The sequence below is a fragment of the Microcystis sp. M179S2 genome (genome assembly GCF_020245805.1).
GTDB lineage: Bacteria > Cyanobacteriota > Cyanobacteriia > Cyanobacteriales > Microcystaceae > Microcystis > Microcystis aeruginosa.
In genome coordinates, this window is sequence record NZ_JADBUE010000273.1 from 1 (window position 1) to 13,037 (window position 13,037).

At 41.9% G+C, this 13,037-nt stretch carries 9 protein-coding genes; 7 read left to right on the top strand and 2 right to left on the bottom strand.

Annotated features, from left to right (window positions below; translation table 11 throughout):
* Window positions 1-253 precede the first annotated feature (253 nt).
* The 3 genes from IM500_RS16505 to IM500_RS16515 are packed head-to-tail and all read left to right on the top strand — an operon-like array spanning window position 254 to window position 3,586.
* A complete protein-coding gene (locus IM500_RS16505) occupies window positions 254-1,291 on the top strand; it encodes an AI-2E family transporter (protein WP_287739029.1) in 1,038 nt (345 codons plus the stop codon).
* 18 nt (window positions 1,292-1,309) lie between these two features.
* Window positions 1,310-2,167 (top strand): amino acid ABC transporter substrate-binding protein, encoded by an 858-nt coding sequence (locus IM500_RS16510; RefSeq protein ID WP_287739030.1) that lies wholly within the window; start codon window positions 1,310-1,312, stop codon window positions 2,165-2,167.
* A 12-nt stretch (window positions 2,168-2,179) separates the two neighbouring features.
* Window positions 2,180-3,586: a DUF2079 domain-containing protein gene (locus IM500_RS16515; RefSeq protein WP_287739031.1), complete on the top strand. Its 1,407-nt coding sequence runs from the start codon at window positions 2,180-2,182 to the stop codon at window positions 3,584-3,586.
* On the opposite strand, the gene miaA is transcribed toward IM500_RS16515, so the two are convergent.
* Window positions 3,528-4,475, bottom strand: coding sequence for a tRNA (adenosine(37)-N6)-dimethylallyltransferase MiaA (gene miaA, locus IM500_RS16520; RefSeq protein WP_287739032.1), 948 nt, complete (start codon window positions 4,473-4,475; stop codon window positions 3,528-3,530). The two genes, IM500_RS16515 and miaA, sit on opposite strands and share 59 nt — an antisense overlap.
* Before the next feature lie 195 nt (window positions 4,476-4,670).
* On the bottom strand, window positions 4,671-6,524 hold the full coding sequence (ftsH3, locus tag IM500_RS16525) for an ATP-dependent zinc metalloprotease FtsH3 (protein ID WP_052275780.1): 1,854 nt from the start codon (window positions 6,522-6,524) through the stop codon (window positions 4,671-4,673).
* A 273-nt stretch (window positions 6,525-6,797) separates the two neighbouring features.
* Here ftsH3 and IM500_RS16530 point away from each other — a divergent pair, with 273 nt between their 5' ends.
* The 4 genes from IM500_RS16530 to IM500_RS16545 all read left to right on the top strand — a co-directional run.
* Window positions 6,798-8,045, top strand: a complete 1,248-nt coding sequence (locus IM500_RS16530) for an RNA polymerase subunit sigma-70 (protein ID WP_287739033.1) — start codon at window positions 6,798-6,800, stop codon at window positions 8,043-8,045.
* Between the two features lie 2 nt (window positions 8,046-8,047).
* Window positions 8,048-9,175 carry a DUF1822 family protein gene (locus IM500_RS16535; RefSeq protein ID WP_287739035.1) on the top strand — a complete coding sequence of 376 codons (1,128 nt, stop codon included), beginning with the start codon at window positions 8,048-8,050 and terminating at the stop codon, window positions 9,173-9,175.
* A 15-nt stretch (window positions 9,176-9,190) separates the two neighbouring features.
* Complete coding sequence (locus IM500_RS16540) at window positions 9,191-11,653, top strand: CHASE2 domain-containing protein (protein WP_287739036.1); 2,463 nt, start codon at window positions 9,191-9,193, stop codon at window positions 11,651-11,653.
* A 231-nt stretch (window positions 11,654-11,884) separates the two neighbouring features.
* Window positions 11,885-13,037, top strand: a 1,153-nt coding sequence (locus IM500_RS16545; RefSeq protein ID WP_287739038.1) for a S1 family serine peptidase, incomplete at its 3' end; no start/stop codon positions are given.

Sequence of the window (13,037 nt, forward strand, 5' to 3'; positions counted from 1 at the left end):
GATGAAACCCTTATAGAGAAAGACATGGCTGCGATTTTTGCCAATTGTTTTCACTCTAGAACGAACTAATCAATTAAGTCTCTTGCCAGATAAGGATTTAGTCGATTTATGCCACCCGATGGAACCATCCCAAGTAACGAAGAACCAGAGTCCCACTGATAACTGGTAACTGATAACTGATAACTGATAACTGAAAAAGCTGACGACCGACTGCTGTATGATAAAACTTGTCCCGATAGGATAAATCAAGGTTGTGAAATTTGGTCAGTGGTTGGGGTTTATCTGTTTAATAATGGCTCTGTATGTATTGTGGCAGATTCGACAGCTGTTATTATTGATTTTTATGGCGATCGTGTTTACCGTAGCCTTAAATAGATGTGCGAAAGGATTGCAGAGATTAGGGATTAAAAGGGGGTTGGCTATTTTAATTACCCTGCTGACGAGTCTAGCAATTGTGATTTTATTTTTTATAATTATTGTTCCCCCCTTTATCGAACAGTTTCAAAAATTAATTGAACTTTTACCACAAGCTTGGGATTTAGTCCGCAATAACTCGATTCAATGGCGACAACAGTTTCAATTTGATTGGTTGCCACCGCTGCCTAATTTAACTGATTTAGTCCAGCAGTTACAACCTTTAGGAACCTTTGTTTTTAGGAACTTTTTTACCTTCTTTTCTAACTCAGTTGCGGCAATTTTGCAATTATTATTCGTGCTGGTGTTAGCAATGATGATGTTAGTCAACCCCCAACCCTATCGACAAGCTTTCTTAAAATTATTTCCTCACTTCTATCGTCGTCGCGCCGAGGAAATTCTGACCCGGTCGGAAGCAGGTTTAGGTAATTGGTTGTTGGGAATTGCCATTAGTTCAACTATGGTAGGATTATTAAGTGGTTTCGGTCTTTTCGTTCTACAAATTAAGCTAGTTCTCGTTCATGCTATCCTAGCAGGATTGCTCAATTTTATCCCTAATATCGGACCGACTGCTAGTGTGATTTTTCCGATCCTCATTGCTGTTATCGATGCACCTTGGAAAATTGTCGCTATTCTGATTCTCTATTTTATTATCCAAAATGTCGAAAGTTATTTGCTGACACCCACTGTCATGGCTAAACAGGTATCTTTACTACCAGCAATTACCCTAATCGCTCAAATTTTCTTCGCTCAAATATTTGGCATCTTAGGTTTATTATTGGCTTTACCTTTGACAGTGGTAGTAAAGACATGGTTAGATGAATTATTATTCAAAGACATTTTAGATAAATGGGATCACGGCCATAACAAATCTTAAATAATCTCGGCAAAAGTCATGAAATTAATCATTCTTACTCTCGTTATTTTATCTAATTTTTTTGCTCCCCTCCCAGCTAAGTCTGAAACGGTTCTAGAAAAAATTAAACGCACGGGATTATTAGAAGTAGCTATGAGAGAAGATGCGATTCCCTTTGGCTATCGGGATAGTAATAATAATTTGCAGGGATTATGCTTAGATTTTATCCAATTGCTCAGAGGGGAACTAAAGCATAAATTAAACCTCCAGATCATCAGTGTCAAAATTTATAAATCAACTTTATTTAATCGCTTCCAGTTATTGGAAAATAAAACCGTTGATTTCGAGTGTGGTCCCAATAGTATCAGAAAAAATATACCTGATGGTGTCAGTTTTTCTCGTCCTTTTTTTGTCACGGGAACTCAGTTTTTAGTGAGGAGTGATAATCAGAAGAATTTTAACTTTTCTTCGTCCTTAGAAGGTATAAGTATTGGAGTTTTGCGAGATACCAGCACTCAAGAATTATTAAGACAAAAATATCCTCTTGCTACCTATCAAGAATTTCAAGGAGTGACGGGAAGACTGCGGGGTATCCAAAGTTTAAGAAGGAATAGAATAGATGCTTTTGCTAGTGATGGTATTCTGCTCATTGGAGAAGCTGTCATTCTCGGTTTATCCTTAGAAAAAGATTACAAACTTATCCCCCGCAATCCTTTAAATTGTGATTATTATGGTTTCATTCTTCCCGCTAATGATCCCCAATGGCAAGAGTTTATTAATGGGGTTATCGTCACCAGTGAGAACAGAAATATTTTTAAAACATGGTTTACTGAAGTTGCTTCCTATTTTATACATACCTGGCAGTATTGTCGTAATAACCCCGAAAAATCCCAGTGAAACTTAACGATTATGCCACAAAAAAATGATTTATTTTGGTTAGTTAGTTCCAGTACAATAATCCTGTTTGTTTGCAGTGCTATCAGACATATTTTATTTCAATCTAATGCTCTCGATCTTGGTTGGTTCGATCAGGGAGTTTACTTAATTTCTCAAGGTAAACCACCGATTATATCTTTTGTGGACTACCATATTTTAGGCGATCACATCGCTTTTATTCTCTATCCTATAGCCTTACTTTATAAAATTTATCCTAGCGTTTATTGGCTGCTTTTCTTACAAGCTTTTTCCCTTTCTCTTGGTGCTTTTACCATCTGGCAATTGGCAATAGAAGCGGGATTAAAAGAAAAACAAGCTTATACATTAGCCTTAGTTTATCTGCTCTATCCCCTAATTTTTAATGTTAATCTCTTTGATTTTCATCCCGAAGTTATCGCAGTGCCAGCGATTTTTTGGACAATTTTAGCGGCAAGATTAAATAATCTCTGGGGATTTTGTCTAGGAATCATTATTATTCTCGGTTGTAAAGCAATTCTCTCTTTAACATTGTTGGGAATGGGTATCTGGTTACTTCTCTGGGAAAAGAAAAAAACCCTAGGAATAATTGCTATGATTAGCGGCATTCTTTGGTTTATTATCACCACGAAATTATTAATCCCTCTCCTGACAGGAAAATCAGCAGTTATTGAAATGGCCGATTCTCGATATAGTTATCTAGGAGATAGTTTACCAGCAATTATCTTTAATCTTTTCCTCAAACCCGATCTTGTCTTGGGAAAAATCTTTACTGGCCATAATCTAGAATACCTAATCCTATTATTTATTCCCTTAGTTTGGGGTTTATCCTGGCGCTATTCTGCCCCAATAATTGCCGCTATTCCCGCACTCGCTTTAAATTTATTAGCAGATCATGCCCCACAAAAAAACTTAACCACTCAATATTCCCTGCCAATTTTGCCCTTTTTATTTCTAGCGGTTATCGCCACTTTAGCCCATAATAGCAGCTGGTTGAAGCAGCCTAAATGGATAATTACTTGGGCAATTATTGCCTTTTTTGCCTTAGCTAAATACGGCTATTTTTGGTCACTGTATTTAAATTCCCTCGATACTTGGTCCGCCACCCAAAAAGCTCTAACCCAAATTACCACCAGTGAGAGTGTCTTGACTACTTCTAGAATTGCCCCCCATCTTACCCATCGAGAAATGATCAAATTAGCGATCGAAGGTTCCCAATCCCTAGATTTAAATCAATTTAATTATATCCTACTCGATCGCCGTCATCCCGGTTGGTCTAGTTCATCAGAACTAATTGATGCTCACTTAAATAAACTCAATCAAAATGAGAACTTCCGGTTAATCTTTAATCAGGATGATGTGTTTTTATATCGGGCCTTGACAACCCCTCAAGAAACAAAATAATTTTTCGTTCCACCGATTCCAATAAATTTTCTTTATCGACGGGAAACCAGATAATATCAGCATCGGCACGAAACCAAGTGCGCTGACGTTTGGCAAATTGACGGGTGTGGAGGATAATTAGATCGATCGCCTGTTCTAAAGAAATTTCCCCGAGCAGATATTGCTTAATCTCTGCATAACCCAAAGTCTGCAAAAGTGGCAAATCCCAACCGTATTTATCCCCCAAATTCTGCACCTCTGCTACTAATCCCCTGGCGATCATTTGATGAGTACGAACAGTGATCCGCTTGCCTAAACTTTCTGGGGAACAATCTAAACCAATTTGTAAAATCGGATAAGTGGGAGGATTTTCTCCCTGCTGACTAGAGATAGGTTTTCCTGTCAGATAAAAAACCTCTAAAGCGCGTAAAGTCCTTACCTGATCATGGGGATGAATTTTTTTAGTTGCCTCCTCATCTACCTGCGTCAGAATTTGATAAAGATAGGATTGCCCTAAAGCTTGTAATTGCTGTCTTAAATCCGCTTGAGGAGAAACCCTCGGTATTTTTAAACCTTTGACAATGGACTTGATATAAAGTCCCGTACCACCGACCAAAAACAGAGGAGAATAGTGGAGATTGCTGATTAAATCCTCAGCTTGTTCTTGGTACTGTGCTAGGGTAAAATTATCTTGAGGAGCGCAAATATCAATTAGATAATGGGGAATCCGCTGACATTCTTCTAAGCTAGGTTTAGCAGTACCAATATTAAATTCTCGATAGATTTGTCGGGAATCGGCACTGAGAATTACTGAATTAAACTTTTCGGCCAATTGTAGGGCTAAACTGGATTTTCCTGTGGCAGTTGCCCCACAAATAACAATTAAAATAGGTAAAGAGGAAGTAGTCATCAATGCTACATGACAGTGAACAGTAAACAGTAATCAGTGAAAAGACAGGAATGTTAAGCTAAGACGCATTTAAACAGGGTATTGTTAAGCTGATTAACAGCTTATCAGCAAGAAATTAAGTTTGTCATTAATTTTCATTTAACAAAAAAAACAGCACCCATCAGGATGCTGTTTGTCAAGAAAATGTTACAAAACTTAAGCTAAAGCCGCCATTTTCACATCGTTATGAGCGAGGATATTTTGTAACTCCTCCGCGTCCACGGTTTCTTTTTCCACTAACATTTGTGCTAACTGGTCCAAGATGGCGCGGTTATTGACTAAAACCTCTTTAGCGCGACGATAGGCCTGTTCCACTAGGTTACGCACTTCCTCGTCAATAGCTGCCGCAGTTTCATCGGAGAAATCTCGATCGGAAGCGATATCACGACCTAGGAAAACATTACCATTTTGACGACCTAAGGCCACCGGCCCCAGGCGATCGCTCATGCCGAAACGAGTTACCATTTGCCGCGCTACTCGTGCCACCTGTTGCAGGTCATTAGAAGCACCCGTAGTCACTTCTTCCTCACCGAAGATAATTTCTTCCGCTAAACGACCCCCCAAAGCTACAGCCATCTGATTTTGCAGATAAGCGCGAGAATATAACCCGGATTCCATGCGATCCTCGCTGGGAGTGAACCAAGTTAAACCCCCAGCGCGACCGCGAGGAATAATACTAATTTTTTGGACGGGATCATAATCCGGCATTAAAGCACCCACCAAAGCGTGACCAGCTTCATGGTAAGCAACTAAAGTTTTGCGTTTTTCACTCATGACGCGATTTTTCTTCTCAGGACCGGCCAAGACACGATCGATCGCATCGTTGATCTCATCCATGGAAATCTCGGTTAAATTGCGACGTGCGGCTAAAATTGCGGCTTCGTTGAGCAAATTAGCCAGATCCGCACCGGTAAAACCGGGGGTACGACGGGCGATTTTATCGAGATCCACGTCTTGGGCCAAAGTTTTGCCTCTGGAGTGGACATTAAGGATTTCCTTACGGCCAGCGTAATCAGGACGATCCACCACCACTTGGCGATCGAAACGACCCGGACGTAATAAAGCGGCATCCAATACATCAGGACGGTTAGTGGCGGCGATAATGATAATACCTGTATTACCTTCAAAACCGTCCATTTCCGTTAATAATTGGTTGAGGGTTTGTTCCCGTTCATCGTTACCACCCCCTAAACCGGCACCCCGTTGACGACCGACAGCATCAATCTCATCGATAAAGACGATACAAGGTGCATTCGCTTTCGCTTGTTCAAATAGGTCGCGGACGCGAGAAGCACCCACCCCGACGAACATTTCCACGAATTCCGAACCAGAAATGCTAAAAAACGGGACTCCTGCTTCTCCAGCTACTGCGCGAGCAAGCAGGGTTTTACCTGTCCCCGGAGGACCGACTAAAAGGACTCCTTTGGGGATTTTTGCCCCAATTGCCGTGAAGCGATCGGCATTTTTCAGGAAGTCCACCACTTCGTTTAATTCTAATTTTGCCCCTTCAATCCCGGCCACATCACCGAAAGTAACCTGGGTTTGGGGTTCCATCTGTACCCTTGCTTTCGATTTGCCGAAGTTCATCGCTTGGGAACCGGGGCCACTTTGAGCGCGACGGAGCAAGAAAAATAGACCAACAAGAAGCAATATAGGGAAAAATAGGCTACTGAAGGCTCTTACCCATACTCCTTCTTCTCTTTGGGGCAGTACGGAAATATCAACGTTATTTTCTGCCAAGATGTTGATTAATTGCGGATCGTTGGGCAGGTTAACTAATACATTTGCTCCATCTTGGGTGGGTACGATCGCTCGTTGCCGGTCAGCACTTAAGCGCACGGTTTCTACTTTACCTTCCCGCACTTCCTGTAAAAATTCGCTATACTTCCAAGTTTGTTGCACTGCTGGCTGGCGATCGAAGAAAGCTGAGGCTAAGGCAAGGACTACGATTAACAATAGGGCATATAGTCCCGCATTGCGCCATTTTTTGTTATTACCGTTTTTGTTCACGCTGTCGAACTCCTGATAAATTGAGGATGATCTTATCGGTTGTCAAGGGGTTGTTAATTTATGTTAACGTTTCTCAGGAACACTGGACAGGTTTTTTTTAAAAGATGCCCCTCGTAGTCCTCCCTGGGGGTTAGCTGTTGGGGGTGGGGGAGTATGTCAATGTGACTCTCCTAGACCGAGTATGATCAATTTGTAACAAAATGCCAAAATACTGCATAAAAGCTGCAAGTGGAACGATAGAGAGTTTAGTTGACCTCCACGGGGACTAGCTAGATGAAAAAACGAGAGACTTTGCTGGAGAAGTTTTGTTGCTTTTTAGTTTTGCGGCAAAATAGGACAGAATGGAATTGCGATCAGCGTTTGCGTCGTAACATGGAAAGCTATGGCCAAATCGATCCTAATGTCGAGTCCGAGGAGTATTGGTCCCTATTCTTTCACCAACAGTATCAGAATCACGGTTCCCAAAATCATCTTTTCCGTGGGCATTTATACGCTTATTTACAGGAACCTTGCTACTGGGCTGCTGCCGAAATCTATCAAAAATATCAAGCTAAACTGGATTATCAGATCGAAGACTACTTTAACGAAGGAATTCTTGGTTTTGAGGCTATCTTAGCTGACTTTAAGCCTTTATTCTCTACTCGCTTCGATAATTTTGCCACTCAGAGGATTAAATATCGCTTAATCGATCGCATCCGTCAGATTAGTCAAGCATTCGGCCATAATACTTGGAGCCTACTACTTAATTCTACCGGAGCGCGTCTCAGCCAAGCTCTCCTGGCGAGGGGATTAGTGGGAGAAACTCTCGAAAATTACCTTTTAGCTTGGGATTACTATAAAGAAATTTATGCCCAGGCAAAAATCAAAACCGATGGTAAAATTCAGGAACCTAGTCCAGAAATCTGGCAAAAAATCGCCGCTGCTTATAACTCGGATAGCCACTCTACCATCAAAATCAGTTCTGCGACAATTAACCGATGGTTAGAGGATGCGGGAAAAGCTATTTCTGATCATTTATTTCCCCAAGGAAAAACAATTTCCCTACAGCAACCTTTAGGGGGTGAGGAAAGTAGCACAAGGGAGGAAATGATCGAAGATACTCTCCATGATACCCCTTGGCAGCAATTAGAAGCGGCGGAAAATTTTCGCGAGTCGCAACAAAATCACCAAAAAATTCTAGCTTGGTTACGCGCAGAAATTTCACAGATTTGTCAGCAGCCGCAACAGGCAAAACTGCATCCGCAAATTCAGTTAATTCTAGAGATGACTTATGGGTTAGGGTTGGGACAAGTGGCAATTGCCGCTAAGATTACAGAAATCACCACGGTAGTTATCAAACAATATCAGGTTTCTAGGGAACTGGATAAAGTTTATCGTCACCTCGCTAAAAAGTTTTTACCCTGGGCCAGCGAAAACCTGCATATTTCTTTCCAGTCTCACGATAGAGAAGTTATTAGTAAGGCAATAGAACCATGGCTAACATACTACTATCAAACCAGCGCAACAACTCAGGAGGATTAATTATGGTTAATGATTGGTTAGAACTAACTCCTGATAGCATTTGGCTAGAAATAACCGCCGATATTCAAGAGATAAGTTGGGCAAAAAGTGCCAGTTTTACTGATGCCAGTATTCGTCAGAGATTTTATATTAATTATCTCTGTCAACAAGTTATTTTTAACTATCTACAGTCAGGGATGCCTGGGGTTAGCTTAGTAGAAAATCAAGAGGATTTCTGGCAACTAGGAGTTAATGGTTTTACCGTTAAATTAGACGAAAAGTCAGTAATAGTTATTGCCAGCGAAACTCTGGATCTAGAAGCGATCGAAATTCCTCAAGAATGGGTAGATATTCCTCAATTAATTGGTGATTATTATCTAGCGGTACAGGTAAACACTGCCGAAAGTCATCTGAGAATTTGGGGTTATACTACCCATAAAGATATTAAGGAAAAAGGACAATATATTAAGCGTAATCTTAACTACTCTCTACCGAGAAATCAACTGCAATCAGGATCAGATTCTTTGGATTTATGGGGAGAGTGTCAATTACAACCAGTTAAGATTGAACGGGAAAAGATGGAAGAAAAACTATCTTTAGATAGATTGACAACCTTGATCGACATCTTAGCTAATCCTCAGTTAATCTTTCCCAGAAAAGCCGTTACTTTTCAAGAATGGGCAGCAGTTATCGTCAATAGTAACTGGAGAAAAATTTTAATTACCCGTCGGCAAAAATCCCCCGTCAAGTTAACCAATTGGTTTGCCGATAATTTCCCCATTGATTGGCAAAGTATCCTCAATTTTAGCTCACTGTCACTGGTTCCAGCATTCAAAAATACAGAAATTAAACGCATCAAAGATTTAGGAGTAGAATTACTGGGAAATCCCCTCGCTTTGATGATTACTATCGCTAAAACTGAAGAAATATTTAGCCTGCAAGCGACTGTTTACCCCACGGGAGAAACAAGCACTTTACCCCCCCATTTAAAATTAACTATTCTCACCGAAACTGGTCAGGTTTTTCGAGAAGTAATTGCCACAGATAACGATGAATTTATTCGTTATCGATTTGATGCTGAATTGGGGGATAAATTCTTTATTGAAGTGGCTTTAGAATCGGCAAGAGTAACCGAATATTTACAAGTATAAGCGAGGAAAAACTTAATGATTAAACTCTTAACTCTCGAACTAGATGGCACATTCGATCGGGGATTTAAAGTAAAATTAGAAATTCGTCCCGATCTTAATTCTCGTCCCCAAACTGTGATCAAAGCAAGGCTACCAGCTAATTTAGAGTTATTAACTCTTTACCGTCAATGGCAACGTCACTATAGTGAATTAGAGGGATTTTTTAAAGTCTTAAAAGATAGCAATCCCCAACAAATTACCAATAGTTCTCAGCAGAGTTTAGTCTTTAAAAACTGCCAAGAAAAAGCCAAATTATTTGAGGATAACTTAAACAAATGGTTGAATAATAGCCCAGAATTTGAACCGATCAAAACCGCAATTCTGCGCTCTGGCAATAACTTTCGTATCTGGTTACAAACCGATAATATTTGGCTGCAAAGATTCCCCTGGGAAAAATGGGAAATCCTCCAAAATACTGGCGCAGATATAGCCATTATTGTCTCAGAATACGATACCTTAGCCAGACAATTAAGAAATCATGAAAAAATTCGGATTTTAGCCATTTTAGGCTATGCCACCGACTTAAGATTTCTCGAAGAAGATCGCAAAACTTTAGACGATATTGCGGGAAAAGCAGGAGCCGAAATTATCTGGGAAAAAGCCCCTCACCCGCAAAAATTAAATCAGTTATTGCGTCAAGAAACTTGGAATATCCTCTTTTTTAGCGGTCATAGTGCCAGTACAGAAGATGGCCAAGATTGCGAAATTCAACTAACAGAAACTCATAAATTAAAGATAGCTGATTTTAGCTTTTCCCTGGGAGAAGCCACTAAAAACGGGTTAAAGTTAGCGATATTTAACTCCTGTGATGGTATCGGTTTGGCACAACAACTATCCCGGGAAAAAGGGATGGCATTACCCCATCTAATCTTTATGCGCGAGAAATTACCCGATCCCGTTTCTCCCAAATTTCTGCAATACTTTTTAACCGCTTTTACCAATAATAAATCTCTCTATAGCGCCGTACATGAAGCCCAAAAAAATCTCCACGATGACTGGGAAAAAGACTATCCCTGTGCCAGTTGGCTGCCCGTAGTTTGCCCCAATCCCACCGAAGAACCCCCCACTTGGCATAGTTTCAGTAACTCCCCTCAAAAACAACAAAATTGGCGACGATTTGCTCTAACTTTCGGTTTAGGTTTAGCCGTAACGATGACAGTCTTAGCAATAAGAGAAACAGGAATTTTAGAACCCTTAGAATTAAATATTTATGATCGCCTGATGCAACTAAAACCCAAAGATAAACCCGATGACAGATTATTAATTATTACCATTGATCGCCAAGATTGGGAATATCAAGATCGCATGGGTATGAAAAGACCAACAATACCAGGAAGCGATCGAAAACGTTCCCTCGCAGGAGAAGCATTATCGCAGCTTTTAAATAAATTACTGCCCTACGAACCGCAAATTATCGCCTTAGATATCCTCCGTCCCATCGCTGCCAGTCAAGATTATCCACCCCTAGCCAAACAATTACAAAATACTCCTAATTTTATCTCGATTTGTAAGTTTAATAATTACCCGCAACCGGACGGATTTCCCCCACCACCGGAACTGCCAAAAAATCAGAGTGGTTTTAGTAACATAGTCCCAGACGAAACCATTGCCGGAGTTCCCCGAATTCGTCGTTTTTTATATCAGGCAAAACTCGATCGCACCTCTCCCTGTCTTCCCCCGGATTCTTTGGCCAAAGTTGACTCAATGTCCTGTAATTTTAAAGATTATGCTCCTAGTTTTAGTCTCCTAATTGCCAAACGATATCTAGAATCCCAGAATCAAGATTTTGACTGCAATAAACTGGAGCGGGGAATTCTAGAAATTAATATCGGGGATACTCATCTCGGTGACTGGCTACAATCCAACCGCGGCCCCTACAGAACCAGTCAATCCGATACCCGATCCGGCCGTCAAGTTATGCTCGCTTACCGTCGAATCGCCGATAATGGCATCGATGCAATCATAAAAATTGCCCCGAAAAAATCTCTCCGACAGGTTTTAGATCCGGGTTTTAATTCCGAATCAGTCCGGGAAAAAATTGTCCTGATTGGAGTAACAGAACCCGGGATCGATGATTTTTTAACCCCCTTTAGTCGCAACCCATCGGAAGCAATTCCGGGGGTTTATTTGCACGCGCACGCGGTCAGTCAAATTCTCGATACAATGACAGGAGAACGTACCTCGATCGCTTTCTGGAATCCCCTACAGGAGGCTTTCTGGGTGTTGGGTTGGTCTCTGGTGGGGGGATTGTTAACGTGGCGTTTTCTTCGGGTAAAAACGGTACTTTTGACAGTGGCAATCGCTGTGATTTCCCTTACTGGTATCGGTTGGCTTCTCTTTAGTTATTTCGGTCTCTGGGTTCCGATTATCCCCCCAGCGATCGCACTTCTCACCACCTCCGGTATCTTCTTTTTTCTTCGTTCTTACTATTTAAAATAGCTAGGTAAGGCTTGCTGAAAAAGTACGGGCGAAGCATTCGGATAGAAAATCTCCGGTTTCACCGATAGGTGATTGCCCGAATGCTTCGCCCCTACAGGACCCGGGCCGATGAAGACGCAAGGTTTTGAAGCACGATTCTCTCAAAATCTTGCACCTGTTTCACGAGAAAAACGACAAAACTCTTACCTTGCCTACATTTCACATTTATTCAGCAAACTCTAGGTAACAGCCATGATCAAACCTTCGATCGCCCTCATCCTTCTTTTCTCCCTACTGCCTCAACCCGGGTTAACCCTTATCACCCCGGCTGCCGGAAATATTTCTAATCATCCCATTCTGACGGCACAGGGCGATCGGGAGCTTACCGAGGAGCAATTCCTACAACGAGTCACCGTTCGGATTACTAGCGAGACAAATCGGGGATCGGGGACGATTATCGCTAAAAAAGGCGATAATTACCTTATCCTAACCAACGCCCACGTTACCCGCAACACGAAAACCCTACAGGTACAAACTTACGACGGCCACAGCCGTGCGGCCCGCATTGTCCCCAATTCCCTATCGGAGAATCAAGATCTCGCTCTGCTGGAGTTTAGGGATACCCGGGACTATTCGATCGCCACCATCGCGGAGTTTACCATCAATCAAAACAGGATCGGTTTAGAAGTGGTGGCCGCGGGATATGTTGCCGAAACGGGACAGTATCGGACGACAAAGGGAACCCTCGAACAGGTGAGCGATCGACCCCTCCGGGATGGCTACAGCGTCGGTTATAGTGGCGATATCGTGCAGGGAATGAGTGGCGGCGGCATTTTTGTCGAGCGGGATTTAATCGGCATTAACGGGCGATCGGCCTATCCGATTCTCTCTAACTACATCTACGAAGACGGTACGAAACCCACAGACGCAGAAATCCAACAGATGAGAGCGGTTAATTGGGGCATTTCTATCAATACCCTATTAACCTACATCCGTCCCGAAATCCTCAGCGCCTATAACCTACCTCTACCGCCGGTGAACCCCGATATAGAAACCACCGCCCCTACTGACTATATCGCCCAATTAGAAGCGAAAGCGAAGGGTTTCACCGTGCGGATTGATAGTAGCAGTAAAGCCAATGGAAGTGGCGTAATTGCCAATGGAAGTGGCGTAATTATCGCTAAAGAAGGGAATATTTACACCGTCCTAACCGCCGATCACGTCCTTTGCGGAGAAATGGCACGCACCGCCAGCTGTGCTGATTACACCTACACCGTCGTCACCAGCGACGGCAAAACTCGAAACATCGAGAAAAGCACCATCATCCGGCAGGAAGGGGTAGATTTAGCAGTTTTTCAGTTTGAAAGCCTGGACAATTATCCCGTTGCGGAAATAGCGAATTATA